Source organism: Campylobacter sp. BCW_6463 (genome assembly GCF_001762785.1).
Taxonomy (GTDB): Bacteria; Campylobacterota; Campylobacteria; order Campylobacterales; family Campylobacteraceae; genus Campylobacter_D; species Campylobacter_D jejuni.
The window spans coordinates 1-26,206 of the sequence record NZ_MJXL01000056.1; the positions used below are offsets into that span (position 1 = coordinate 1).

Annotated in this window: 29 protein-coding genes, 1 tRNA gene and 1 pseudogene; 17 read left to right on the forward strand and 14 right to left on the reverse strand. The window is 30.5% G+C overall.

Annotation, left to right across the window (positions count from 1 at the left end):
• A pseudogene (locus tag AJ884_RS06195) lies at positions 1–769 on the forward strand (tyrosine-type recombinase/integrase); the annotation flags it as partial.
• Positions 770–811: 42 nt separating this feature from the next.
• On the opposite strand, the gene AJ884_RS06200 reads toward AJ884_RS06195, so the two are convergent.
• From AJ884_RS06200 to AJ884_RS06215, 7 genes are all read right to left on the reverse strand, one after another.
• Positions 812–1,222, reverse strand: coding sequence for a hypothetical protein (locus AJ884_RS06200; RefSeq protein WP_261660573.1), 411 nt, complete (start codon positions 1,220–1,222; stop codon positions 812–814).
• An 11-nt stretch (positions 1,223–1,233) separates the two neighbouring features.
• Positions 1,234–1,533, reverse strand: coding sequence for a tyrosine-type recombinase/integrase (locus tag AJ884_RS09650; RefSeq protein ID WP_002881695.1), 300 nt, complete (start codon positions 1,531–1,533; stop codon positions 1,234–1,236).
• A gap of 8 nt (positions 1,534–1,541) precedes the next feature.
• On the reverse strand, positions 1,542–1,934 hold the full coding sequence (locus AJ884_RS09655) for a tyrosine-type recombinase/integrase (protein ID WP_052521783.1): 393 nt from the start codon (positions 1,932–1,934) through the stop codon (positions 1,542–1,544).
• A gap of 20 nt (positions 1,935–1,954) precedes the next feature.
• Positions 1,955–2,227, reverse strand: coding sequence for a phage integrase central domain-containing protein (locus tag AJ884_RS10310; RefSeq protein WP_374220172.1), 273 nt, complete (start codon positions 2,225–2,227; stop codon positions 1,955–1,957).
• On the reverse strand, positions 2,224–2,439 hold the full coding sequence (locus AJ884_RS09660) for an Arm DNA-binding domain-containing protein (protein WP_002881691.1): 216 nt from the start codon (positions 2,437–2,439) through the stop codon (positions 2,224–2,226). Before AJ884_RS09660 ends, AJ884_RS10310 begins: the two co-directional genes overlap by 4 nt.
• A gap of 194 nt (positions 2,440–2,633) precedes the next feature.
• Positions 2,634–2,719: transfer RNA gene (locus AJ884_RS06210), tRNA-Leu, on the reverse strand.
• A 33-nt stretch (positions 2,720–2,752) separates the two neighbouring features.
• On the reverse strand, positions 2,753–3,091 hold the full coding sequence (locus AJ884_RS06215) for a F0F1 ATP synthase subunit C (RefSeq protein ID WP_002861627.1): 339 nt from the start codon (positions 3,089–3,091) through the stop codon (positions 2,753–2,755).
• Between the two features lie 231 nt (positions 3,092–3,322).
• Here AJ884_RS06215 and AJ884_RS06220 point away from each other — a divergent pair, with 231 nt between their 5' ends.
• Genes AJ884_RS06220 through argH form a run of 5 tightly spaced genes read left to right on the forward strand, consistent with a single transcriptional unit; the run spans position 3,323 to position 10,819 of the window.
• Positions 3,323–4,657 carry a sodium-dependent transporter gene (locus tag AJ884_RS06220; protein WP_044779223.1) on the forward strand — a complete coding sequence of 445 codons (1,335 nt, stop codon included), beginning with the start codon at positions 3,323–3,325 and terminating at the stop codon, positions 4,655–4,657.
• Between the two features lie 12 nt (positions 4,658–4,669).
• Positions 4,670–6,010 (forward strand): sodium-dependent transporter, encoded by a 1,341-nt coding sequence (locus tag AJ884_RS06225; protein ID WP_044779224.1) that lies wholly within the window; start codon positions 4,670–4,672, stop codon positions 6,008–6,010.
• Between the two features lie 30 nt (positions 6,011–6,040).
• On the forward strand, positions 6,041–7,840 hold the full coding sequence (locus tag AJ884_RS06230) for a biotin/lipoyl-containing protein (protein ID WP_070233360.1): 1,800 nt from the start codon (positions 6,041–6,043) through the stop codon (positions 7,838–7,840).
• Between the two features lie 12 nt (positions 7,841–7,852).
• Positions 7,853–9,427, forward strand: coding sequence for a phosphoenolpyruvate carboxykinase (ATP) (gene pckA / locus AJ884_RS06235; protein WP_004305981.1), 1,575 nt, complete (start codon positions 7,853–7,855; stop codon positions 9,425–9,427).
• 9 nt (positions 9,428–9,436) lie between these two features.
• The gene (argH, locus tag AJ884_RS06240; RefSeq protein WP_070276238.1) at positions 9,437–10,819 is read left to right on the forward strand and encodes an argininosuccinate lyase; all 1,383 of its coding nucleotides are present in this window, start codon (positions 9,437–9,439) and stop codon (positions 10,817–10,819) included.
• Positions 10,820–10,840: 21 nt separating this feature from the next.
• On the opposite strand, the gene ychF is transcribed toward argH, so the two are convergent.
• Genes ychF through rpiB form a run of 6 tightly spaced genes read right to left on the reverse strand, consistent with a single transcriptional unit; the run spans position 10,841 to position 15,318 of the window.
• Entirely contained in the window at positions 10,841–11,944 is a 1,104-nt protein-coding gene (gene ychF / locus AJ884_RS06245) for a redox-regulated ATPase YchF (protein WP_004305979.1), read from the reverse strand.
• Positions 11,941–13,392, reverse strand: a complete 1,452-nt coding sequence (locus AJ884_RS06250) for a leucyl aminopeptidase (protein ID WP_044779226.1) — start codon at positions 13,390–13,392, stop codon at positions 11,941–11,943. Before AJ884_RS06250 ends, ychF begins: the two co-directional genes overlap by 4 nt.
• Entirely contained in the window at positions 13,389–13,985 is a 597-nt protein-coding gene (locus AJ884_RS06255) for a DedA family protein (RefSeq protein WP_002861619.1), read from the reverse strand. The genes AJ884_RS06250 and AJ884_RS06255 overlap by 4 nt, the downstream gene beginning before the upstream one ends.
• A gap of 18 nt (positions 13,986–14,003) precedes the next feature.
• A complete protein-coding gene (gene apt / locus AJ884_RS06260) occupies positions 14,004–14,552 on the reverse strand; it encodes an adenine phosphoribosyltransferase (RefSeq protein ID WP_044779227.1) in 549 nt (182 codons plus the stop codon).
• Positions 14,549–14,881, reverse strand: a complete 333-nt coding sequence (locus AJ884_RS06265; RefSeq protein WP_002853247.1) for a membrane protein — start codon at positions 14,879–14,881, stop codon at positions 14,549–14,551. The genes apt and AJ884_RS06265 overlap by 4 nt, the downstream gene beginning before the upstream one ends.
• Positions 14,881–15,318 carry a ribose 5-phosphate isomerase B gene (rpiB, locus tag AJ884_RS06270; protein ID WP_002861617.1) on the reverse strand — a complete coding sequence of 146 codons (438 nt, stop codon included), beginning with the start codon at positions 15,316–15,318 and terminating at the stop codon, positions 14,881–14,883. The genes AJ884_RS06265 and rpiB overlap by 1 nt, the downstream gene beginning before the upstream one ends.
• Positions 15,319–15,481: 163 nt before the next feature.
• Here rpiB and AJ884_RS06275 point away from each other — a divergent pair, with 163 nt between their 5' ends.
• From AJ884_RS06275 to kcuS, 9 genes are all read left to right on the forward strand, one after another.
• On the forward strand, positions 15,482–16,036 hold the full coding sequence (locus tag AJ884_RS06275; RefSeq protein ID WP_002861616.1) for a CheB methylesterase domain-containing protein: 555 nt from the start codon (positions 15,482–15,484) through the stop codon (positions 16,034–16,036).
• A 15-nt stretch (positions 16,037–16,051) separates the two neighbouring features.
• Complete coding sequence (locus AJ884_RS06280; protein ID WP_070276240.1) at positions 16,052–16,840, forward strand: CheR family methyltransferase; 789 nt, start codon at positions 16,052–16,054, stop codon at positions 16,838–16,840.
• A gap of 135 nt (positions 16,841–16,975) precedes the next feature.
• Positions 16,976–17,704: an amino acid ABC transporter ATP-binding protein gene (locus AJ884_RS06285; protein ID WP_002865902.1), complete on the forward strand. Its 729-nt coding sequence runs from the start codon at positions 16,976–16,978 to the stop codon at positions 17,702–17,704.
• A 21-nt stretch (positions 17,705–17,725) separates the two neighbouring features.
• Positions 17,726–18,505 (forward strand): bifunctional adhesin/ABC transporter aspartate/glutamate-binding protein PEB1a, encoded by a 780-nt coding sequence (peb1A, locus tag AJ884_RS06290; protein WP_044780510.1) that lies wholly within the window; start codon positions 17,726–17,728, stop codon positions 18,503–18,505.
• Between the two features lies 1 nt (position 18,506).
• Positions 18,507–19,259, forward strand: a complete 753-nt coding sequence (locus AJ884_RS06295) for an amino acid ABC transporter permease (RefSeq protein ID WP_044780509.1) — start codon at positions 18,507–18,509, stop codon at positions 19,257–19,259.
• 10 nt (positions 19,260–19,269) lie between these two features.
• Complete coding sequence (locus tag AJ884_RS06300) at positions 19,270–19,929, forward strand: amino acid ABC transporter permease (RefSeq protein ID WP_004305969.1); 660 nt, start codon at positions 19,270–19,272, stop codon at positions 19,927–19,929.
• A 107-nt stretch (positions 19,930–20,036) separates the two neighbouring features.
• Positions 20,037–20,966 (forward strand): ribose-phosphate pyrophosphokinase, encoded by a 930-nt coding sequence (locus tag AJ884_RS06305; RefSeq protein ID WP_002861611.1) that lies wholly within the window; start codon positions 20,037–20,039, stop codon positions 20,964–20,966.
• A 165-nt stretch (positions 20,967–21,131) separates the two neighbouring features.
• Positions 21,132–23,243, forward strand: coding sequence for a carbon starvation CstA family protein (locus AJ884_RS06310; RefSeq protein ID WP_070276244.1), 2,112 nt, complete (start codon positions 21,132–21,134; stop codon positions 23,241–23,243).
• Positions 23,224–23,421, forward strand: a complete 198-nt coding sequence (gene kcuS, locus AJ884_RS06315) for a KCU-star family selenoprotein (RefSeq protein ID WP_002867452.1) — start codon at positions 23,224–23,226, stop codon at positions 23,419–23,421. The genes AJ884_RS06310 and kcuS overlap by 20 nt, the downstream gene beginning before the upstream one ends.
• Before the next feature lie 39 nt (positions 23,422–23,460).
• On the opposite strand, the gene AJ884_RS06320 is transcribed toward kcuS, so the two are convergent.
• On the reverse strand, positions 23,461–23,874 hold the full coding sequence (locus AJ884_RS06320) for an acyl-CoA thioesterase (RefSeq protein ID WP_052949397.1): 414 nt from the start codon (positions 23,872–23,874) through the stop codon (positions 23,461–23,463).
• A 61-nt stretch (positions 23,875–23,935) separates the two neighbouring features.
• Between AJ884_RS06320 and ciaB the strand changes: the two genes are divergently transcribed.
• Positions 23,936–25,768: an invasion protein CiaB gene (gene ciaB / locus AJ884_RS06325; RefSeq protein WP_004305962.1), complete on the forward strand. Its 1,833-nt coding sequence runs from the start codon at positions 23,936–23,938 to the stop codon at positions 25,766–25,768.
• Between the two features lie 101 nt (positions 25,769–25,869).
• Entirely contained in the window at positions 25,870–26,166 is a 297-nt protein-coding gene (locus AJ884_RS06330; protein WP_002861608.1) for an HU family DNA-binding protein, read from the forward strand.
• The last annotated feature ends 40 nt before the right edge of the window (positions 26,167–26,206 follow it).

Consider the following 26,206-nt stretch of genomic DNA (forward strand, 5'->3'; position numbering starts at 1 on the left):
GCAAATAAACGATATAAAAACGACTTTTTTAGTCAATTTTCTTAATTATTTAGAAAATAATTCAAAAAATGGCAATAAACTATCAAAAAAACAAAAATAACTTATTTGAGAGTATTAACTAGCTTTTTTTATAAGCGATAATAATGATGATTTGTTTATTTTTTCCTTTGATATGAAGAAAATTAGATTTAGAACAGAAAAATCAGAAGAAAAATTAAATTATCTTAATGAAAATGAAATTATAAGGCTAAATAATGTTTTAGAGAAAGAAAAAGCAAAAAAAGAAGTTTATAATAGTTTTAGAAACTCTTTACTGATAAAACTTATGCTTTATGGAGGACTTAGAATTTCTGAAGCTTTAAATGTAAAACTTTGTGATTTTGAAGAGGTTGATGATGAAATATTAAAAATATCCATAATAGGCAAGGGTGGTAAAGAACAATTTGCATTTATTAAAAAAGAAGTAGATGATGAGCTTGAATATTTTAAAGAAAATATCCAAGATCATGATTACATAATGCAAACTAGCATAGGAAAACATTTAAATAGAAGCAATGCTTTTTTGATTGTAAATAATATTTACGCTAAAGCTTTGATCAGCAAAAAAGGACTTCATTTGCTTAGACACACTTTAGCCATGAGATTAACAGCCAAAGGAACAAACCTTGTGGTCATACAAAAAATTCTAAGACATGCAAATCTAAATACTACCACTATATATGCCAAAGCAACAAATGATACAATAAAAGCTGCGTTATTGAATAATTAATTTTTCTAAAATTGAGTATTTGCATAGACTTCTTTTTGAAGTCTATGCTGTGAATCTTTCTAATAAAAGTTTAGGTTCTCCGCCAAGTATTTTGATGAAATTTGCAATTCTTGATTGTATTATTTCTACGGAATACATACCTCCTAAACCGCCTAAAGCATAAAATAATTCTTCGAAAATGTCTTCTTTGTTAAATTCAAGTTCTTCTATGTCAATAAGATCAGGAGTTCGGCTACATTTTTGTAAATTTTGATATATTTTGACTAAAATCTTGATTTTTTGTAGATTACTTTCAGCCTCTAAATAAGAATTTAAGTGTATGATTAGGGTTTTTATGAGTTTTTCTCTATTTTCTTTATTTTCTCTATTTTCTCTATTTTCTTTATTTTCTTTATTTTCAAGAAATTCACCCCCCGCCCGAGTGAATGCTTCTTTTAAATATTTGTTTTTCATATTATTCCTTTTTATATAAAATCAAGTAAAATAAAATCTTTTAATTTTGGGCATATTTCGCACAAATAATCACTATACCATTGCATCAACTCCCTTCTCTCTTTTAAATTTTGTGCAAAATTATATGAAGCTTTAACCTTATTTTTTTCCGTATGTGCCAAACACATTTCTATAATATTGCTACTAAACTGATGTTTTTGAATATTTTCGTGAGCTAGAGTACTAAACATAGATCTAAAACCATGTGGAGTAAAATCTTCATTTGAATATCCCATTCTTCTAAATACCATTCTTACTGTATTATCACTCAAGATCTCATTTAGTCCATCGCCTTTCTTTTTTGTTTAATGGATTTAAATAAAAGATCATGATGACTTATTTGTTTGTATTCTTTTAATAATTGCACTGCAATATCACTTAGATGTATACAATGCGCTTTTTTCATTTTCATTTTTGAAGCAGGTATGTTCCACAAGCCATTTTCTAAATCAATATCTTCCCAAGCAGCATTTCTTATGCTAAAACTTCTTTGCGCAGTAAGAAGCGACAATAAGATTGCCATTTTTGTATTTGTATCACATTGTATATAAATAATATTTTCAATTAATTCTTTAATTTTTGAAACTTCCGTAATAGTCGCAAAATGTCTTGTTTTTTTGTTATAGACCAAATCCTTTCTTTTTATACCAAGCATAATATTATTTTCAATCATCTCTTTGTTAACTGCATAAGTTAATGTTGTAAATATTTTTTTACCGACTTCGGATTTTTTTGTAGTTTTATTTTTTCAAGAACATTTAAAATATCGCTTCTTTTAAGATTACTAATGGGAATATCTCCTATAATAGGATAGCAATGATTTTCCATTCGCTTAATAGACTCATTGAGAGTGCGTTTTGTTATGTCGTTTTTTTGAAGAAAATACTGTTCAGCAATTTTTCTAAAACTTGTATCACATCCTTCTTTTTTTCTTATACTTTCATTAGTTTTTAGTAAAGTTTTTATCTCATTTTTTTATCTCGAGCTTCTTTAATTGATATTTGCGGAAATTGCCCCAAAGTTATTCTTTTTAATTTTCTTGTTTTTGGATCTTTACAATCAAATACAAAAGACTTTTTGCCGCTAGGATAAACTAATACAAATAAATTATCACTATCGCTAATTAAAAATTTTTTATCTTTTGGACTAATATTTACTATATCTTTCTGTGTAAGCATTTAAAAATAGACTCCTTGTGGTAATTTCTCCTAACTTTTTAGAATAAAAAATAAAAAGTTAGGAGAAAAGTTAGGAAAAAAGTTTCGAAATGAATTTTAACGGAAAAAACTTTAATTTAGGCTTTATATAGCTATAAATGCCTATTTTATCGATATTTTATAAGTATGATATTTATAGTAGTTTATAGTATCGATGGTGCGGTTAGCGAGATTTGAACTCGCACACGCAGAGCGTACCACCCCCTCAAGATGGCGTGTCTACCAATTCCACCATAACCGCATAAAAAAAGCCCAAAAAGGGCTTTGATAAGTTTTATTGTAAAACTATAAAAGGATTTGCATAAAGTGCTATTAGCGCGATAACAAGAGCATAGATAACTTGTGCTTCAATCATCGCTAAAGCGATAAACATAGTTGTCATTAATTTTGGCCCAAGGCCAGGGTTTCTAGCTGTTCCTGCAATTGTTGCCGCTGCAGTATTACCCATACCGATAGCACCACCAAGTGCTGCAACACCAAGACCTAAACCTGCTGCAAGAACTGAAAATGCTTTAATCCATACATTAATAGCTTCTTGCTCTACTGGAGCATTAGTTTCAGCTGCAAAAGCTACTGCTGAACATGCTAATAATAAAAAAAGAACTTTTTTCATTATCTTAACCTTTCTATAAAAAAATTTTTTCAATTTTTAAATCAGTTCGGCTTGCGTATCCCTACTTAAGACTTAAAAATAAAGCCGAATTATAACCAAAAGTATCTTTATTTTTATTGAAATTTACAAAAATTCACATTTTTGATTTAAATTTGATTGTTTTCAATAAAGCTTAAAAGTTTTTTTGCTTTAATAATATTTTAAAATAATTTTTAAGTTAAGGTTGTAACATTGAGTTCTAAATTTTCAAAAATAGGTTTCATTTTAGCGGTAGCAGGTTCAGCGGTGGGCTTGGGTAATGCTTGGAAATTTCCAACATTAGTAGGTCAAAGTGGTGGATCTGCTTTTATCTTGCTTTATATAATTCTTACTTTAGGTGTAGGTTTTGTGATATTTTTAGCTGAGCTTAGCATAGGAAAAATTAGTGAAAAAGATCCGGTTAATGCCTATGAAAAGTTAGCACCTTCAAATAAAAAAGCTTGGTCTTATGTTGGTTTTACTATGGTGGGGGCGATTTTAATAGTTTCTTTTTATACCTTGGTGATTGGCTGGATAGTTAAATATGTGTTTTTAAGTATCACTGGAAATTTGCCTATGGATCTAGAAGTAAGTAAAGCACAGTTTGGATTTTTTACAAGTGAGGATTTTTTAAGTCAGTTTATTTGTTTTACTTTGGTTTTTTTATGTGTTTTTTATATTGTTTCTAAAGGTGTTAAGAATGGGATTGAAAAGTTAAATGTTTGGATGATGCCTTCATTGTTTATTTTACTTATTTTGATGCTTGTTTATGCTATTAGTAAAGATGGTTTTATGATGGCGGTTAAATTTCTTTTTGTACCTGATTTTTCCAAAATCAACACTTCAAATGTTCTTGAAGCCTTAGGACTTGCTTTTTTTAGTCTTTCTTTGGGCGTTGGAACGATTATTACTTATTCTGCTAGTCTGCCTGATAAAACCAATTTTATTACCAGTACTTTAAATATTATTTTTATCAATCTTTTAGTTGGTTTATTAATGGGTTTGGTTGTTTTTACTTTTATCTTTGAATTTGGCTACAATCCTAATCAGCAAGGACCAGGACTTGTTTTTATTTCCTTAGCTACTTTATTTGAAAAAATTGGGGTGATTGGTTGTATTTTTGGAGCAGCATTTTTTATTTCTTTAATCTTTGCTGGTATTACTTCAGCTGTTTCAATGATAGAGCCTTTTGCTTTTTATCTTATTAATACTTTTGGCATGAGCCGTAAAAAAGCTTTGATTTTAATAGGAATTGTTGTTTATATTTTAGGAATGTTGTGTATTTTATCTTCTTTAAAAAGTACTCAGTTTGGATTTTTTGGAATGAGTTTTTTTGATTTGCTTGATAGTGTTTCAAGCAAGGTTATTATGCCTTTAGGTGGAATTTTGGCAGCTATTTTTGTGGGATTTGTGATGAAAAAAGATGCTTTAAAAATTTTATTTGAACCTTATATGAGCGGTATATTTTTTGAACTTTGGTATGTGTTTTTGAGATTTATTTCCCCTTTGGCTGTTGTTATAGTTATGATAGCCGCTTTTTTAAAGTGAGTTTGAAAAATAATGAGAACATATTTTTCAAAAATCGGTTTTGTATTGGCTGTTGCTGGTGGAGCCGTTGGTTTAGGTAATGCTTGGAAATTTCCAACTTTAAGTGCAGAAAATGGTGGTTTTGTTTTTGTGCTTTTATATTTGTTTTTTACCTTAACTATAGGATTTAGTATTTTTTTGGCTGAAGTGGCTATGGGACGTTTAAGTAAAAGTGATCTTGCAAATGCTTATTCAAATCTTGCTATAAAATATGGCAATAGATGGCGATATGGCGGCGTTTTTATGTTAGGTGGTATTTTTGTCCTCTCTTTTTATCTAGTTATCATGGGATGGGTTTTAAAATATACTGTAGTGAGTCTTTATTATCTTCCTAAAACTTTAGATGAAGCAGCAAGTAATTTTCAGAATTTAATCACTACAAATTTGACAAGTTCTGTTTTTTTCTTCACTTTATCTTTTTTTCTTACTTTATTGATAGTATCTAAAGGTTTAATCAAAGGGATTGAAAAATTAAACGTTGTTATAATGCCTAGCTTATTTTTAATGCTTGTTTTTATGTTGTTTTATTGCATGGGATTTAAGCAAGGTTTTGCAAATGCTTTTTCTTATTTATTTTATCCTGATTTTTCACACTTTAAATTTAGCTCTATTGCCGAAGCCTTAGGGCTTGCATTTTTTACCTTATGCTTGGGAATAGGTTGTATAGTTACATATTCATCAGCCTTGGATAAAAAAACAAATTTTATAAAAAGTTCAGTGTATATTGTTTTGATTAACTTATTGATTTCTTTTATTATGGGACTTATTGTTTTTACTTTTATCTTTGAATTTGGAGCCGATCCACATACTCAAGGAGCGGGGATTGTTTTTGTATCCTTGATGAGTTTGTTTAATCAGCTTGGGATTTTAGGCTATATTTTTGCATTTTGTTTTTTCTTAGCACTTTTTTTTGCTGGTATTACTTCAGCTGTTTCAATGATAGAGCCTTTAACTTTTTATATGATTAATAACTATCAAATTTCTCGTGCTAAAGCTCTATTTTTAATAGGTTTATTTGTTTTTGTTTTTGGAATTTGTTGTATCTTGTCGTTAAATTTAAATTTTTTTTCTATGTTTAGTTTTTTTGGCAAAGATTTTTTTACTTTATTAGATAAATTAACTTCAAATTTTTTACTTCCACTTGGTGCTATAGCATGCTCTATATTTGTAGGTTTTTTTATGAATAAAAAACAAATTTATAAAATTTTTTCTAAATTTATAAGTCGAAAAATTTTCTTAATTTGGTTGTTTTTTATTCGTTTTATATCGCCTATAGCAATAATTTTGGTAATGTGTTATCAAATTTTTGTATAATAATGAAAAAATATTTTTTAAGGAAAAATAATGGCTAAAAAATTCATCGATGTAATGGATACAAGCTTTAGGGATGGTTTTCAGTCTGTTTATGGAGCTAGGGTTTTAATGGATGATTTTTTTCCTGCAATAGAAGCAGCAAAAGAAGCAGGCATTACACATTTTGAATTTGGCGGTGGTGCTAGATTTCAAAGCTTGTATTTTTATCTTAATGAAGATGCTTTTACCATGATGGATAGATTTAGGGCTATTGTAGGAAAAGATGTCAATCTTCAAACTTTAGCAAGAGGGGTCAATACCGTTACTTTAGATACTGGAAGTAGTGAACTTATTGATTTGCATGCAAAACTTTTTGCAAAACACGGTACTACAACGATAAGAAATTTTGATGCCCTTAATGATGTAAATAATTTAAAATTTAGTGGTGAATGTATAGTAAAACATGGGTTAAAGCATGAAATTACTATCACTTTAATGGATTTACCGCCAAATTGTAAAGGTGCCCATGATGTGCCTTTTTATGAAAAAATTTTAAAAGAAATTTTAGCAGCAGAAATTCCTTTTCATAGTATTTGTTTCAAAGATGCAAGTGGGACTTCTAATCCAAATAAAATTTATGAAACCATTAAAATGGCTAGAAAAATTTTACCTCAAGATACACACATTAGACTTCATACGCATGAAACTGCAGGAGTGAGTATAGCCTGCTATCTTGCAGCACTTGAAGCAGGGGTTGATGGTATCGATTTGGCTGCGGCTCCAGTAAGTGGCGGAACCTCTCAGCCTGATATTTTAACCATGATGCATGCTTTAAAAGGCAAAGATTATGATTTAGGCGGACTTGAGGAAGAAAAAATTCTAAAATACGAAGAAGTTTTAAAAGATTGTTTAAAAGAATATTTTTTACCACCTGAAGCTACTATGGTAAATCCACTTATTCCTTTTTCTCCTATGCCAGGAGGAGCTTTAACAGCAAATACACAAATGATGAGAGATAATAATATCTTAGATAAATTTCCACAAGTCATTCATGCTATGAGAGAAGTTGTAGAAAAAGGTGGATTTGGTACTTCGGTTACTCCAGTTTCTCAATTTTATTTTCAACAAGCTTTTAATAATGTGATGTTTGGACCTTGGAAAAAAATAGCAGAAGGTTATGGAAAAATGGTGCTTGGTTATTTTGGAAAAACTCCTGTTACACCCGATGCAAATATTGTTGAACTTGCTTCAAAACAACTTAATTTAGAACCTACTACAGAGCTTGCTATTAATATAGCTGATAAAGATGAGAGTAAAAGTATAGTTTATACCAAAACCTTGCTTGAAAAAGAGAGTATAGAAACGAGTGAAGAAAATATATTTATTGCAGCAGCTTGTAAAGAAAAAGGTATAGCATTTTTAAAAGGAGAGGCAAAGGTAAATGTACGCAAATTAGCTAGTATGCCAAAGCCTATGAGTGTAGATGAAAACAAATTTACCGTAGCTGTAAATGGTAATAAATATCATGTAGAGGTAAGCTATGGTTTTGATAAAGATGTTAATGTTAAAAGTGTAAAAAAAGTAGAAGAAAATAAAAATATTGTTTCTTCAAATTCAACAAGTTCTGTAGATGCTGAAAATGAAGTTTTAGCAGGTATTTCAGGTAATGTCTTTAAAATTTATGTTAACGAAGGTGAAGAAGTAAAATCAGGTCAAGCCATCATGGTTTTAGAAGCAATGAAAATGGAGATTGAGGTTAATGCTCCAAAAGATGGAATTATTTCAGAGCTTTGTATTAAAATAGGCGATACTGTTAACGAAGGCGAAGTATTAGCTATCTATAAGAATTAAAGTGAGGGAAAGATGAAAAAATTTGATAATTTAGGTTTGGATAATATAAAAGAAATTTTTCATAATTTAAGTTATGATGAATTAAATGCTCATGAAAAAGCAAATAATGAAGGTTTAAGTACGGATAATGATACTTTTTGTGTAGATACAGGGATTTTTACAGGTAGAAGTCCTAAAGATAAATATTTTGTAAAACAAGATCCATCTAGTAAGTATATTGCTTGGGGAAAGGTAAATCAGCCCATTACAAAAGAATTATTTGATAAGCTTTTGACCAAAGCAAAACAAGAATTAAGTGGAAAGAAAATTTATGTTCAAGATGCTTTTTGTGGCGCTTCTTTGCAAAGTCGCAAAGCAGTAAGATTTGTTACTGAAATTGCATGGCAAGCGCATTTTGTTAAAAATATGTTTATTCGCCCAAGTCAAGAAGAACTTGAGAATTTTAAAGCAGATTTTATTGTTTATAATGCTTGCAAATGTATCAATGAAGATTACAAACAAGATGGTTTAAATTCAGAGGTTTTTGTAATCTTTAATGTTGAAGAAAATATAGCAGTTATTGGTGGAACTTGGTATGGCGGAGAAATGAAAAAAGGTATTTTTTCTATGATGAATTATTGGTTGCCACTAGAAAATAAACTTTCTATGCATTGTAGTGCAAATGTCGGAGAAAAAGGTGATGTAGCACTTTTCTTTGGACTTAGTGGCACTGGAAAAACTACACTCTCAACCGATCCAAAAAGAAAACTTATAGGTGATGACGAACATGGTTGGGATGATGAAGGTGTATTTAATTTTGAGGGTGGTTGTTACGCAAAAACAATCAATCTCGATCCTGAACATGAGCCTGAAATTTATGGTGCCATTAAAAGAAATGCACTTTTAGAAAATGTAGTTTTAAGAGCCGATAAGAGTGTTGATTATGCTGATGCTTCAAAAACAGAAAATACAAGAGTTTCTTATCCTATAGAGCATATTGAAAATCATGAGCCTAGTCTAAAAGCAGGGCATCCAAAAAATATTATATTTTTAAGTGCAGATGCTTTTGGAATTTTACCTCCAGTAAGTAAACTAAGCAAAGAGCAGGCTATGTATTATTTTTTAAGTGGTTATACAGCAAAAGTAGCTGGAACTGAGCGTGGTATTTTAGAACCTCAAGCAACTTTTTCAGCTTGTTTTGGAGAACCTTTTATGCCTTTGCATCCAACGGTTTATGCGAGATTACTTGGTGAAAAGATTGAAAAGCATGAAGCTAATGTTTATCTTGTTAATACAGGCTGGAGCGGTGGAAGCTACGGTGTGGGTAAAAGAATGAGTATTAAGGCTACTAGGGCTTGCATTAATGCTATTCTAGATGGAAGTATTGCAAAATGCGAATTTGAAAATTTTGAAGTGTTTGATTTAGCTATTCCAAAAGCTTTAGAAGGTGTAGAAAGCACGCTTTTAAATCCTATAAATACTTGGTCAGATAAAAATAATTATATTGCAACAAGAGATAAATTAGCACATATGTTTATACAAAATTTTAAACGTTACGAAGATGTCAAAGAAGGCATTGAATTTAGCAAATTTGGACCAAAAATTTAAGGCATTTAAATGAAAAATGAAATGTGGTCAGGACGCTTTAGTAGTGCAAGTGATGAGCTTTTAAAAGAATTTAATGCAAGTTTAAATGTAGATAAAACTTTGTTCAATGAAGATATACAAGGTTCTATAGCACACGCTACAATGCTTGAAAGTTGTGGTATTTTAAAAAAAGAAGAATTAGATGCTATTATAAAAGGTTTAGAGCAGGTTAGAAGTGAAATAGAGCAAGGCAAATTTATTTTTGATATTAAAGATGAAGATATTCATATGGCTATAGAAAAGCGTTTAAGCGAGCTTATAGGTAGTGAAATTGGTGGAAGACTTCATACTGCAAGAAGTAGAAATGATCAAGTGGCTACTGATTTTAAACTTTTTGTCAAAAAATCTCATATTGAACTTATAAAGCTTTTAAAAGAATTGATTCAAACCATGCTCAAACATGCCAAAGTGCATAAAAAAACTATTATGCCAAGTTTTACACATTTACAACACGCTCAGCCTGTGAGTTTTTCTTTTTATATTTTAGCTTATGCTTTTATGCTAATGCGAGATATTAAGCGTTTGCAAAATAGTCTAGAACTCGCTGATTTTTCGCCACTTGGGTCTTGTGCGTGTGCAGGAACAAGCTATGCCACCAATCGTGAGTTGAACGCTAAAATTTTAGGATTTAAAGATATTATGCCAAATGCTATGGATGGAGTGAGTGATAGAGATTTTGCTCTTGATTTACTTTATGATATAGCAGTTATTTTTACACACACTTCAAGACTTTGCGAGGAAATGATTTTATTTTCAAGTTCGGAATTTTCTTTTATATCCATAAGTGATAGTTTTTCAACAGGAAGTTCTATCATGCCTCAGAAAAAAAATCCCGATGTTTGTGAACTTATACGCGGAAAAACAGGGCGTGTCTATGGAAATCTGATTTCTCTTTTAACTATAATGAAAGCTCTACCTTTAGCTTACAATAAAGATATGCAAGAAGATAAAGAAGGGCTTTTTGATAGTGTAAAAACCGCTAAAGATAGTTTAATCATCTTAAATGCAATGTTAAAAGAAATACGAATTAATAAAGAAAATATGCTTAATGCTTGCAAAAAAGGTCATTTATTGGCTACTGATTTGGCGGATTATTTAGTGCGTGAAAAAAATATTCCTTTTAGAAAGGCACATTTTATAGTAGGAAATGTTGTTGCACAAGCTGAAATACAAGGCATTGATATAAGCGAAATTAAAGATCTTTCAAAAATAGATCCTATATTTGATGAAAAAGCTATAGAGCTTTTAAATTTTGAAATTTCTTTAAATTCTAAACAAAGTGAAGGCTCAAGTTCTACTACAAGCGTAGAAAAGCAAATTCAAATTTTACAAGAATTTATTAAAAAAATATAAATATTGTTTAGGCTATTTTGCCTAAACATTGAATCTAAAATGCATTACATCGCCATCTAAAACGATATAGTCTTTTCCTTCAAGGCGTAGCTTTCCTGCTTCTTTGGCGCCATTTTCGCCTTTGTATTGGATATAGTCTTCATAGGAAATAACTTCAGCTTTTATAAAGCCTTTTTCAAAGTCATTATGAATCACGCTCGCTGCTTTTGGTGCTTTCCAGCCTTTTTTGATTGTCCAAGAACGCACTTCAACTACACCAGCGGTAAAATAACTGATCAGTCCAAGCTTAGTAAAAGCAGTGCGTATGATTTGATCAAGACCGCTTTCGTTAACTCCTAGAGAACTTAAAAATTCACGACTTTCTTCATCACTTAATCCTACTAATTCTTCTTCGATTTTTGCACAAAGCTTGATAACTTCATGATCATTTTTTTTAGCATATTCTTTTAAAGCTTTTACATAATCATTATCTTCACTAATACCATTTTCATCAACATTTGCACCATAAATCACTTCTTTAGCAGAAAGCAGTCTTAATTCTTTGATTAAGGCTTGATAAATTTCGCTTTCTTTTTCAGGATAAGAACTTGCAGCTAAGCCTTTGTTTAAATGATCAAGTAAAGAATTTGCAAGTTCGAGGCTTTCTTTAGCACCCTTTTGGTTGGCTTTGGTTTCTTTGGTGAGTTTTTCTATTTTTTTACTAAGTTGTTCAATATCTGCTAAAATAAGTTCTGTATTGATAATTTCTACATCACGCAAAGGATTAACTCCACCTTCAACATGGGTGATATTTTCTTCATCAAAACAACGCACTATGTGTAAAATAACCTCAGTTTCGCGTATATTTGAAAGAAATTTATTTCCTAAGCCTTCACCCTTACTTGCACCTTTAACAAGTCCAGCGATATCTACAAATTCTATTAAAGAATGCATAATTCTTTCAGGTTTTACGATTTTAGCAAGTTCATTAAGTCTTAAGTCAGGAACTTCAACCATGGCTTTGTTAGGCTCTATAGTGCAAAAAGGATAGTTTGCACTTTGGGCATTTTGTGCTTTAGTTAAAGCATTAAAAGTCGTTGATTTGCCAACATTTGGAAGTCCTACTATACCTACGCTTAAACTCATTTAGATTTCCTTAAAATTTGAATTAAATAATTAACACACATTCTAACTCCAGCTCCACCTGCACCAAAACTAGAATATCCCCAAGATTTTTCCGTATAAGCAGGTCCTGCTATGTCAAGATGTAACCATTTGTCTTTATATTCTTTACGAATAAATTTATCTAAAAATAACCCCGCGGTAATTGCGCCTCCATAGCGACTAGAGGCAGTGTTGCTAATATCGGCAATATTTGATTTTATAAGTTCTCTTAAGTGGGGGTTAAAGTGTAAGATTGTAGTATATTCTCCACTTTTTTTAGAGCTTAGATAAAAATCATTTTGCAATTCTTCATTGTTTCCCATAATAGCACTTGTAAATTCTCCAAGTCCTACAACACAAGCTCCAGTAAGTGTTGCCATATCGATAAGTAAATCAGGTTTTAAATCTTGTGCAAAAGAAAGACAATCAGCTAAAACCAAGCGTCCTTCTGCATCTGTATTTCTTACTTCTATACTTACGCCTTCGCGACTGATTAACACATCATCAGGCTTATAAGCATTGCCGCCTATCATATTTTCAGTTGCACCTAAAATACAATGCACTTCTAAATCTAAAGCAAGCTCGGCTACGGCTTTTATGATCCCCATTGCTGCTGCTGCACCGCTTTTATCAGCTTTCATTGTAAGCATAAAATCAGCTGGTTTTAAGCTTAATCCACCGCAATCGTAAGTTAAGCCTTTTCCAACAAATACAACACGTTTTTTTGCATTTTTGGCTTTATAGCTTAGATGAATGAGGCGTGGTGGATGTACCGAGGCACGATTGACTGCCAAAAAAGCATTCATTTTTTCTTTGGCCAAAAATTTTTCATCATAAATTTTACAAATAATGTTTTTATTTTCTTTAGCTAAATTTTGCGCATCTTCTGCCATTTTTAAAGGGGTGTAAATTTCAGGAATTTCATTGACTATATTTTTAGTAAAATTTGTGGCATTAGCTAAAATTTCTCCACGCTCCAAGCCTATCTTAGCTTCATCTTTATTAAATTTCTTACCATTTAATTCTTCGCTTGAAATAATAAATTTTTCCAAAGTGCTTGTTTTTTTCTCGCTTTTATATTTATCAAATTTATAAGCTCCAAAAAGTACGCCTTCAACTAAAGATGTAAAACTTCTAACTACACAATCTCCTATTATGCTAGGAAGTTTTACGCTTTTTATATTAAGCTTTTCAAGAGTTTTATATGCTGTGCAAAGACTTAATCTTATATCCTCATAAGCAAGGCTTTTAAGCTCTAAATAAAGCTTTTTATTGTTTAAGTCTAGTAATACACCTTCGCCTTTGTAATTATTAAGTTTAAAAAAATCTTTTTCTTTGTTAAAATTTTTTAAATTTTTATCCTGTATAAAAATAAGTTCAAAGTCTGCTTTTATAGCATCTAGTTTTTTATCGTTTAATTCAAATTTCATGATTTTTTCCTTTTATCTTTAAGTATAGCTTTTTCCATTTGTTTAAAACCAAATAATAAAAGGGATAAAAAAGCTATAATAATAATGGCTGCATAATACCAATGTTCTTCAGCCCAAGTCACCATCTTCCAAATTTGTTCTCCAAAATACCAAGCTAAAAGTATAGTGATTGATGCCCAAACCCAAGCACTAAAAAGATTGATAATAGCAAATTTTTTTGCACTATAACGCGTGACTCCTATACTCATAGGTATAATGGTTCTAAAGCCATACATATAGCGTTGTATAAAAATAATAGGCCAACCAAAACGTTGTAAAAGTAAGTGTGCTACTGCAAATTTACGCCTTTGGGTTTTTAATTTTTTTTGTATGTAGCGTTTATTATATCTTCCTATATAGAAATAAATTTGATCGCCTACAAAACCACCAAGTCCTGCTATAAATATAACAAAGCCTAAATTTACATGTCCTTGATGGGCAAAAATACCTGCCAAAATTAAAGCCAACTCCCCTTCTAAAATACACCATAAAAAAATAATAATATATGCTAGATCTTTGTATTGGTAAAGTAAATTTTTTAAAAATTCTTCCATTTGCGCCTTTCTATAGTTTTAAATTTCTAAAACACTATAAACTGAAGTAAGTTTTTCAAGTTTATTTGCTCCATTTAAATCTTTAAGATTCATTAAAAAACAAGCTTCAACGCATTTTGCTCCAGCTTTTTGAATAAGTTCATACGAAGCTATAGCTGTTCCGCCAGTTGCTATTAAATCATCTACAAGTAAAACCTTTGCATTTTGAATATTTTTAAATGCATCTTTATGAAGTTCTACTTTATCGCTGCCATATTCAAGATCATATTCGCAGCTAAAGGTTTCAAAAGGGAGTTTTCCAGGTTTTCTAATAGGCACAAAAGGAAGATTAAGTTTTGCACAAATCATAGATGCAAAGATAAATCCTCTGCTTTCTGTTCCTGCTATGAAGTCTAGATTGTAATCTTTGTAACGTTCTTTTAAATGTTTAAGTAGAAAATTTAAAGCCTCTTTGTTATTTAGTAGAGTGGTAATATCTCTAAAAATAATTCCTTTTTTTGGAAAATCAGCAATAATTCTAATGCTATCAAGCAGGTATTTTTGTTCTTCTTGTGTTAGTTTTATCATAATAATGCCTCGATTTTTGCTTCTAATTCTTTAATTCTTTGTCTTAGTTTGTCATTTTCTAAACGATATTGAGAATTTCTAGTTCTTAAAGATGTAAGGTCTGCTTTGATTTTATTAAGCTCTTCTGTGAGTATATCTATATTTCCAAGACTTCTTTGAAGTTGGATTTGTAGTTTTCTAATAACAATCTCAGTATCATCAAGATTGTTTTTGATAAAATCTTTTGATGTTTTTTCTTTATTAAGTAGAGTTTTATAGTAAAACAACATTACAATCAGATAGATAGTTGCACAAATTAATATAGTTAAAACAAGCCAGTTTGTAAACATTATATTTTTACCTCAATTTTTTGAATTCTTTGCATATGTCTCCCTTCTTCAAAAGGAGTTTGAATGAATTTTTCTATAATATCTGTAGCTAATTCAATCCCGATTAATCTTCCACCTAATGCCAAAACATTGGCATCATTATGTCTTCTTGCAAGTTCCGCACTTAAGCTTTCATGGCATAATGCGCAGCGAATGTTTTTATGACGATTTGCTGCAATAGAAATTCCAATTCCACTTCCACAAATAAGAATGCCAAAGCTTCGTTTGTCTATTTTTTCGGCAAGTAAATGTGCATAATCAGGATAATCACAGCTTGCGCAAGTGTTTGTTCCTAAATCGTTAAAAATTATATTTTTTTCTTTTAAAAATACGCAAATTTTTTCTTTTAATTCAAAACCAGCATGATCACTAGCAATATAAATTTTTTCCCTAAGCATTGGTTTCCTAATTACTATATAAAATAAGATAAAAATCTAATCTTATCATATTAAATCATAAAAACAGCTTTTCTTTTTTTAAAAATAAGCTTTATTTTTCTTTATATATGTTAGAATTTGCGACAAGAAAAATAAAATTTCAATAAATTAAGGGGAGAAGAAAATGAAGCTCATACTCATAGGATCTTCAACAGGTGGTCCTAATCAGCTTAAATTTCTTTTAAAGGATATTGATATAAAAAATACTTGTGTAGTTATAGCTCAACACATGAGTGTTAGTTTTATTCCATCTTTTGTGGGGCAATTTAATAAAGAGGCTTTTAGTGAAGTGTGCTTATTGAACGATAAAGAGATATTAAGCAATAAAATTTATATTTGCCCTAAAAATACTATTTTATCTGGAAATTTAAATATTGTAGCCTCTTGGCAAGATGTGGTATCAAGTTTTAAGCCAAGTGTAGATTTGCTTTTTCATTCCGCTGTTTCTTTGGCAAAAACAAATAAAATACTTGCTATTATTTTAACGGGTATGGGAGATGATGGCGCAAAAGGTTTATTTGAGCTTTATAAAACAGGGGTTAGATGTTTATGTGAGAATGAGGCAGATAGCGTCGTTTATGGTATGCCAAAAAGAGCGAAAGATATGAATCCACATTTAAAACCTATGAGCTTAAAAGAAATTAAAAAAGAAATTATAAATTTTATTGATCAGGATTAATAAAAGGAAAATTACATGGAAAAAAAAATAACTCCTAGCGAATTAGAACTTAATGAATTTATAAAAATTATCAACGAAATGAGCGGTATTGATTTAACCGATAAAAAAAATATATTAGCTTTAAAGTTGAATAAATTTCTTGAAGGAACTAATACTAAAAATTTTTCCGAATTTTTGGGAAAATTAAAAAGTAATAGACAACTTAAACAAGAAACTTTAGATTTTGTAACCATAGGTGAAACTTATTTTTTAAGAGAATTGGCTCAATTGAAAGAAATAATTTATTATGCCAAAAGCTTAGAAAAGAGAGTAAATATCCTAAGCGCCCCTTGTTCAAGTGGAGAAGAGGTATATTCTTTGGCATTATTGGCTGCACAGAATTTTATTAAAGATATGTATGTTTTAGGCATTGATATTAATTCAAGCGTGATTGAAAAAGCAAAACTTGGAAAATATCAAGGAAGAACTTTACAGCGATTGAGCGAGAGTGAAAAAAGAAGGTTTTTTTTAGAAAGCGAAGATAAATTTTATACTATTAATAAAAATGAGCTTTGTACTTGTAAATTTGAACTTTGCAATGTTTTTGAAGAAAAATTTTCAAGATTGGGAAAATTTGATATTATAGCTTCTAGAAATATGATTATTTATTTTGATCATGAATCAAAACTAAAACTTATGGAGAGATTTCATAGAATTTTAAATGATAAAGGAAGGCTTTATGTTGGCAATGCTGATTTAATTCCAGAGACTATTTATTTTAAAAAGATTTTCTCTCCAAGAGGTGTTTACTATGAAAAAGTATGAATTCTAAAAATTACTAAAAGTTACACTTTAGAAATTTATTAGTAAAAATAAGTTACATTTTGAAGTAGTTTTCTTTATTTAATGATAAAATAATTTTAATTAATTTTATATTTAGTTAAAAATAAAGGAAAAAACTTGATTGAATTAAAAAATGTAAACAAATACTACGGAACTCATCATGTTCTAAAGAATATTAATCTTTCTGTTAAAGAAGGTGAGAAGCTTGTTATTATAGGTCCAAGTGGAAGTGGAAAAAGTACAACTATCCGTTGCATGAATGGGCTTGAAGAAGTTAGTTCAGGAGAGGTCGTAGTTAACAATCTTGTTTTAAATCATAAAAATAAAATTGAAATTTGTCGAAAATATTGTGCAATGGTTTTTCAGCATTTTAATTTATATCCACATATGACGGTTTTGCAAAATTTAACCTTAGCTCCAATGAAACTTCAAAAAAAATCTAAAAAAGAAGCTGAAGAAACAGCTTTTAAGTATTTAAAAGTCGTAGGTTTAGTGGATAAAGCAAATGTTTATCCAGCAACCCTTTCAGGCGGACAACAACAGCGCGTTGCTATAGCAAGATCACTTTGTACTAAAAAACCCTATATTTTATTTGATGAACCTACTTCAGCCCTTGATCCAGAAACCATACAAGAGGTTTTAGATGTAATGAAAGAAATTTCACACCAAAGCAATACTACCATGGTGGTTGTTACACACGAAATGGGTTTTGCAAAAGAAGTAGCAGATAGGATTATTTTTATGGAAGATGGCGCTATTGTGGAAGAAAATATTCCTAGTGAATTTTTCTCAAATCCAAAAACCGAACGAGCGCGACTCTTTTTAGGGAAAATTCTTAAAAATTAACCAAAATTGAAAGGAGAAAAAATGGTTTTTAGAAAATCTTTATTAAAGTTGGCAGTTTTTGCTCTAGGTGCTTGTGTTGCATTCAGTAATGCTAATGCAGCAGAAGGTAAACTTGAGTCTATTAAATCTAAAGGACAATTAATAGTTGGTGTTAAAAATGATGTTCCACATTATGCTTTACTTGATCAAGCAACAGGTGAAATTAAAGGTTTTGAAGTAGATGTTGCCAAATTGCTAGCTAAAAGTATATTAGGTGATGATAAAAAAATAAAACTAGTCGCAGTTAATGCTAAAACAAGAGGCCCTTTGCTTGATAATGGTAGTGTAGATGCAGTGATAGCAACTTTTACTATTACTCCAGAGAGAAAAAGAATTTATAATTTCTCAGAACCTTATTATCAAGATGCTATAGGGCTTTTAGTTTTAAAAGAAAAAAATTATAAATCTTTAGCTGATATGAAAGGTGCAAATATTGGAGTAGCTCAAGCTGCAACTACAAAAAAAGCTATAGGTGAAGCTGCTAAAAAAATTGGTGTCGATGTTAAATTTAGTGAATTTCCTGATTATCCAAGTATAAAAGCTGCTTTAGATGCTAAAAGAGTTGATGCGTTTTCTGTAGACAAATCAATATTGTTAGGTTATGTGGATGATAAAAGTGAAATTTTACCAGATAGTTTTGAACCACAAAGTTATGGTATTGTAACCAAAAAAGATGATCCAGCTTTTGCAAAATATGTTGATGATTTTGTAAAAGAACATAAAAGTGAAATTGATGCTTTAGCGAAAAAATGGGGTTTATAATATGAATGAAAGTGTAGGTTTTGTTGAACATTTAAGACAAATTCTTACTTCTTGGGGTTTATATGATGAAAATAGTATAAGCCCTTTTGCGGTATGGAAATTTTTAGATGCTTTGGATAATAAAGATGCTTTTATTAATGGTTTTATTTATACTTTAGAAGTAAGCATTCTTGCTTTGCTTATAGCTACAATTTTTGGAACTATAGGCGGAGTTATGGCTATAAGTAGATTTAAAATTATCAGAGCCTACACTAGAATTTACGTAGAGCTTTTTCAAAATGTTCCTTTGGTAATACAAATTTTCTTTTTGTTTTATGCCTTGCCTATTTTAGGTATAAGACTTGATATATTTACTATTGGTGTATTGGGTGTTGGGGCTTATCACGGAGCTTATGTAAGCGAGGTGGTTAGAAGTGGAATTTTGGCTGTGCCAAGAGGTCAGTTTGAAGCTTCTGCTTCTCAAGGGTTTACTTATATTCAGCAAATGCGTTATATCATAGTACCTCAAACCATTAGAATTATTTTACCACCGATGACAAATCAAATGGTAAATTTAATCAAAAATACCTCTGTATTGCTTATTGTAGGTGGAGCTGAGTTAATGCATTCTGCTGATAGTTATGCAGCTGATTATGGAAATTATGCGCCAGCTTATATATTTGCAGCGGTTTTATATTTTATAATTTGTTATCCTTTGGCTTATTTTGCAAAGGCTTATGAAAATAAATTAAAAAAAGCACATTTAACGAGATAAAGGGTTGTTAATGGAAAATGTTTTTAATGCACAAAATATTGAATTTTTAATGCAAGGTTTATTTCTGACATTAAAAATAGCCTTAGCAACTTGTATTATTTCGATTGTTTTTGGAACTTTTTTAGCTATAACTAAAAATTATGGGGATAGATTAAGTAAATTTTTAGCAGCTTGCTATATAGATATTTTTAGAAATACTCCTTTATTATTATGGATGCTTGCAGCTTGTTTTGTTCTACCTGTATTTTTTGGACAATTTCCTCAAGCTTTTTGGGGTACTATAGGATTTTCACTTTATACGAGTTCGGTTATGGCTGAAATTATTAGAGGTGGATTAAATTCTATACCAAAAGGTCAGTTTGAAGCAGCTTATTCTCAAGGTTTTGGTAAATTTTTTACTCTTTTTTATATTATTTTACCACAAACTTTTAGAAAAATAGTACCTGCTTTATTATCTCAAATTGTAACCACTGTAAAGGATACAGCTTATTTAGCGGGTTTAGGTATAGCTGAGCTTACTTATAACTCAAAAACTATATTGGCAAAACTAACAAGTTTTGAAGAAATTTTAGCGATGATAGGTGTTGTTGCGGGAATCTATTTTATAATATGTTTTTCACTTTCTATGTTGGTAAGATATTATGCCAAAAAGACAGCTTACATTTCTTAAAAAAGCTTATATTTTTATATAAGCTTTTTAAATTTACAGCAGTTTTTAACATTTTTTTTATTAAAATCCTTTGTATTAATTCATAATTTTATTGATTAAGGTTTTTTATGCGAGGTTATAAAATTTTTTCAGGCTCAGCTAATGTGGAATTTGCAAGACAAGTTTCTAAATATCTTTCCCTGCCTTTAAGCGATGCTGGAGTAAAACGGTTTAGTGATGGGGAGATTAGTGTTCAAATTGATGAGAGCGTACGCGGAAAGGATGTTTTTATTATTCAAAGTACTTGTGCTCCTACAAACGATAATTTAATGGAACTTTTAATTCTTACAGATGCTTTGCGTCGCTCAAGTGCAAATTCGATTACGGCTATTATCCCATATTTTGGCTATGCGAGACAAGATAGAAAAGCAAATCCTAGAGTGCCAATTACTGCTAAACTTGTGGCTAATTTGATTCAGGCAGCTGGGATTGATCGCGTAGCTACGATAGATTTGCATGCAGGACAAATTCAGGGTTTTTTTGATATTCCAGTAGATAATCTTTATGGAAGTATAGTTTTTAATGATTATATTAAAGCCAAACATTTTAAAAATGCTATTATAGGAAGTCCAGATATAGGCGGTGTTGCAAGAGCTAGGAGTGTTGCAAAGCATTTAGGACTTGATATAGTTATAGTTGATAAGCGTCGCGAAAAAGCCAATGAAAGTGAAGTAATGAACATCATTGGAGATGTAAAAGATAAAGAAGTTATCCTAGTAGATGATATTATTGATACTGCTGGCACTATAGTTAAAGCTGCAGAAGCTTTAAAAGAAAAAGGTGCAAAATCTGTTATGGCTTGCTGTACTCATGCAGTTTTAAGTGGAAAAGCCTATGAGAGAATAGCAAGTGGAGCTTTAGATGAGCTTGTAGTAACAGATACCATACCTTTAAAAGAGCAATTACCAAATATTAAAGTATTAAGTGTTACATCTGTTTTTGCTGAAGTAATACGTCGTGTTTATCATAACGAAAGTGTAAATTCTCTCTTTATTTAGATTAAAAAAGCTTAAAGATTGTTTTTAAGCTTTTCATTTTTATGCTACTTAAAGAAACAAAAAATATATATTTTTTAAAAATGTGAAAAAACTAAACATCTTTCTATACAATTTAATCTATAAATCTGTTATTCTTTGAAAATATTTTATTTTCTTAGGAGAAATATGACTCAGTTAAGTACTAAAATTTTATGGTTGCTTGTTGCAACTTTAGGCGCTATTTGTTTTAGTTATTTAGCTTTACAAAATGGCGAAAGTGTATCAGCGATTTATTTGGTGGTTGCTGCTGTATGTATTTATATGATAGGATATAGATTTTATGGGCATTTTGTAGCTTATAAGGTTTTAGAACTTGATAAAAATCGCGCAACACCAGCACTTGTAGAAAATGATGGGCGTGATTTTGTGCCTACAAATAAGGCTGTATTATTTGGACATCATTTTGCTGCTATTGCAGGAGCAGGTCCATTAGTAGGACCTATCTTGGCTGCTCAAATGGGATATTTGCCTTCTATGCTTTGGATTTTAGTAGGAGGAGTTTTAGCGGGTGCTGTGCATGATTTTGTTGTTCTTTTTATATCTACTCGTAGAAAAGGTAGAAGTCTTGGCGAGATGATTAAGGATGAGATGGGTAAATTTACAGGTGGAGTTGCTATGGTGGCGATTTTTGGCATTATGCTTATTATTATTGCCATTTTAGCTATGGTGGTTGTAAAAGCTTTAGCAGAATCTCCATGGGGTTTATTTACTATCGCAATGACTATTCCTATAGCAATATTTATGGGAATTTATATGCGTTTTATCCGTCCAGGTAGAGTAGGGGAGGCTTCTATAATAGGTTTTGTGCTTTTAATTTTGGCTATTCATTATGGTAGCGTTATAGCTGCTGATCCTTATTGGGCTAAAATATTTACTTTAGAAGCTCCAACTTTGGCAATTGTTATGATGGCTTATGGTTTTATTGCTTCTGTTTTACCTGTGTGGTTTTTACTTGCTCCAAGAGATTATCTTTCAACTTTTTTGAAAATCGGTGTTATTGTGGTAATGGCTGTAGCTATTGTTTTGGTTGCTCCTGATTTGCAAATGCCAAAAGCAAATACTCAGTATTTTGATGGAACAGGTCCAGTATTTGCAGGTGGAGTATTTCCATTTTTATTTATTACCATTGCTTGTGGTGCGATCAGTGGTTTTCATGCTTTGATTTCTAGTGGAACTACTCCTAAAATGCTTGAAAACGAAACTCATGCCTTAGCTGTTGGATATGGCTCTATGCTTGCTGAAAGTGCTGTGGCGATTATGGCTTTAATTTGTGCTTGTATTTTACATCCAGGTCTTTATTTTGCTATAAATTCAAGCTCTGCTTTGATAGGAACAGATGTTGTAAGTGTAGCACAAACCATTTCAAGTTGGGGATTTAGCATTACTCCTGAAGAAATTACTACTTTGACTACAAATATAGGAGAGCATACTATACTTTCAAGAACAGGTGGAGCTCCAACTTTTGCTATAGGTGTAGCTTTGATCTTGCATGAACTTTTTGGCGGCGTGGATTTGATGGCTTTTTGGTATCATTTTGCTATATTGTTTGAAGCTTTATTTATTTTAACAGCGGTGGATGCTGGGACAAGGGCTTGTCGTTTTATGGTGCAAGATATATTGGGTAATGTTTATAAACCTTTAGGAGATATTCATAATTATCCAGCTGGACTTTTGGCTACGGCTTTAAGTGTTGCAGGTTGGGGATATTTTCTTTATCAAGGTGCCATTGATCCTAAGGGAGGAATTTATACGCTTTGGCCTCTTTTTGGCGTGAGTAATCAAATGCTTGCGGGTATGGCTTTGCTTCTTGCTACAACTATACTTGTAAAAATGGGCAAGGCAAGATATACTTGGGTTACTTTAGTACCTGCGGTATTTGTCTTAGTGGCAACTCTGTATGGAGGAATTCAAAAAATTATGCCTTATGAAGAAGGCAATAAAGTAGCAAATGCGGTAAGTCATGTAGCCGCCGTTAGCATACAAAGTCAAAAAATTAAAGATTTAGAATTTAAATTAAATAACACTAAAGATGAAAAAGAAATTTCTACAATTAAAAAAGAAATTTCAATAGCCACTCAAAGTAAAGTTGGAAATTTACTTAATGCAATTCTTTGTGTGTTCTTTATGATAGCTACCTTGCTTGTTATAATTTCTTGTATAGGAATTTGCTTAGGTAAAATTAAAATTCCTCTTAAAGAAACTAAGTATATTAAGATTGATGAATTTCAAAAAATTTAAGTATTATTATGAAAAAGCCGAAAGGTTTTTTCATCCCTTGGTGGGACTTTCTAGTTATGATAAGTATTTAGAACACATGAAACAAAAACATCCAGGAAAAATTCCAAAAACCAGAGGGGAATTTTTCAAAGAATGTCTAGATAAAAAATATAATAGTGGCGGTTTAAATAAATGCTGATAAGCTTAAAGGATAAAGTTTTATCATACAAAATAAGCTTTAAGCATTTAAAAAGCCATGAATTCTTTTAAGTTCTTCAGTAATAGGCTTTTTCTTTCCATCTCTTGTAACACTTACGTAAGTTACTAAAGCCGAAGTTACATTAATGCAAGAAGTACAACCTTGAGAATCCACTCTTTGAGCTGTGACTTCTACTTCAACGCTGATTGAAGTGTTGCCCACATTTACAACTTTAGAGTAACAAGAAATTATATCACCTATAAAAACAGGTTCTTTAAAAACTACTTTATCCATAGAGATGGTTACAACGCGTTCAGGAGAAAGTTCTCTTGCTGCGATAGCTCCTGCTAAATCGATTTGTGAAAGTATCCATCCGCCAAAAATATTTCCTGCTGGATTTGTATCGCTTGGCATGGCTACAATTTTTAATTTTGGTTCTCCCATATCTCTCATTTTTACTCCTTATTTTAAAAAATGAATTATAATTAAAAAAGTTAAAAAGGAGAATAAAAGTATGAATAATTTTAAAGAAATAGCTAAATTGGTTAGAAAATACAAAGAAAGAAATAATGCGTTATATGAGTTTTTAGACAAAGAAGATGTGGGTGAGTATTTTAGATCTTTGATTTCTTTAAGCGAATTAAAACAAGATAAAACAACTATGCTAGCCATACTTAGGCGTTTGGTTGATTTAAAGGAAGAAAATTTAGTTCAAGAGTGGAAAAAAAACAACTTTAAGGAAGATAAGATTATAGAGTTAAAACATAAGTTCTATGAAGAGATTAGAAAGTTTTATGAAAAAGAACATCAAAATTTAATTAATGAAATAAAAGAGAAAAAGCTTTTAAATAATTTTTATCAGTCCTTAATACAAGGAGTGCATAATATAGGTTTAATTATGAATATTTTTGAAATTTCTTGGACTAAAGAAATTATAGAAAAAAATAATAAAATTTTATCTACTCAATTTCCAAATTTAGATGATGCAATGGAATTTTTGCGTAAAAATCGTTTATATCAAAAAACTTCAGAAGGAGAAATTTGTGAGCGAAGCTATGGTGTTTTAGTTAGAATAGGAAATTTATGGAAATTTGTTCCTTATGCGAGATTTTTCGAGAATGAAATTTTAAAATTAGAATTTGCTTTTGAAAATATGATTGATCAACTAAAAATATTTGCTAGCAACGAAGAGGAAAAAGCTTATATAGAATATTTTGAAAAATTAAAATTGGCGTTTTGCGAAAAAGATGAAGATAGGGTTATAAAAGCTTGGCAAGAAGCTGAATTTGCTTGGATGAAAGTAAAATCACCTTTACAAGTGGGACATCCTTTAGAATATTATGAAGATAATTATACTCATGCGGTGGCATTAGAATGGGATATAAGAATAGAAGATGAGAATGATTTTGATGTTTTGAAATTTGGTAGTGAAATTAAGGAAAGTTTTGAACATGTTTATAAAAATATAGGACTTGAAGATTGTGAATTAGAAAAAGAAGTTTTATCTAATATAGAAAAAACTCAACTTTATATTTGCACTCCGATGATATTTTATGGTGCTGAACTTAAAGGTTTATTCTCAGCTCAAGTCGTTCCAAATGATGAGTTTGTAAGTTCTAAGGCGGGCAAAAAAATATTTGCCTTTATAAATTTTGTATATGAAAATGCTAAAACAAAGCCTTTTATGAAAATTTCTAGCGAGATTTTTGATAAAGAATTTTTGGATTTTGGAAGAAATATTTTATTTTATCAGGAAAAAATTTGGAAAAGGGTTTATGAAGTATCAACTATAGGCCATGAATTTGGTCATATATTTTTTATTGCTAATGATACTGAAAAAACAATGAATCAGAGTGGTTTTTTTAAAAATATAGAAGAATATAAAGCTACTACAGGTGGACTTATAAATTTCTTTTATCACGAACAAGATGACTTGATAATGCCTGTTTTTCATGAACTTATAAAAAGGGCTATTGGACTTATTTCTTGGCAAAGGGTTGATGAAGTTAGACCTTATTATACAGAAGGACTTATTCATCTTAGTTTGCTTTTTGAAAGTGAAGTATTGATTTTTGAAAATAATAATTTGAAGATAAATTTTGATTTAGGGCATTATGAAAAATTTAAAGAACTAACTTTAAAAAATTATCATGAATTGGCAAAACACTATGCTTTAAGACTTGATGCAAAAGAGTTTTTAAGTAGATTTTGTGAAATTGAAGATGATATTTTTCTTCCTATTATGCCTAAGTGTAAAGAATTTGTTAAATTTTATTATGATTTATACGAGAAAATTGGTAATGAAATTGATAATAGCGGAGAATTTGAAAGATATAAGAAAAAATAATAAAGTTTTTTGAAAAAAACTTAAAAAAAGCTGTTTTTTACTTGATATTGTTTTTTAAATATGCTAAAATTAGGCGTTTCAATTAAAACAAAGGAGCTTTTATGACTAAAGCAGATTTCATTTCATTAGTTGCTCAAACAGCTGGGCTAACAAAAAAAGACGCTACTACTGCTACTGATGCAGTTATTTCTACTATTACTGATGTTTTAGCTAAAGGTGATAGCATCAGTTTTATTGGTTTTGGTACTTTTTCAACTCAAGAAAGAGCTGCTAGAGAAGCTAGAGTACCAAGCACAGGAAAAACAATTAAAGTTCCTGCTACAAGAGTTGCAAAATTTAAGGTAGGTAAAAACCTTAAAGAAGCTGTTGCAAAAGCAAGCAACAAAAAGAAAAAATAAAACTTCGGCTAGATAAATTCTAGCCTTCTTTCTTGATTGA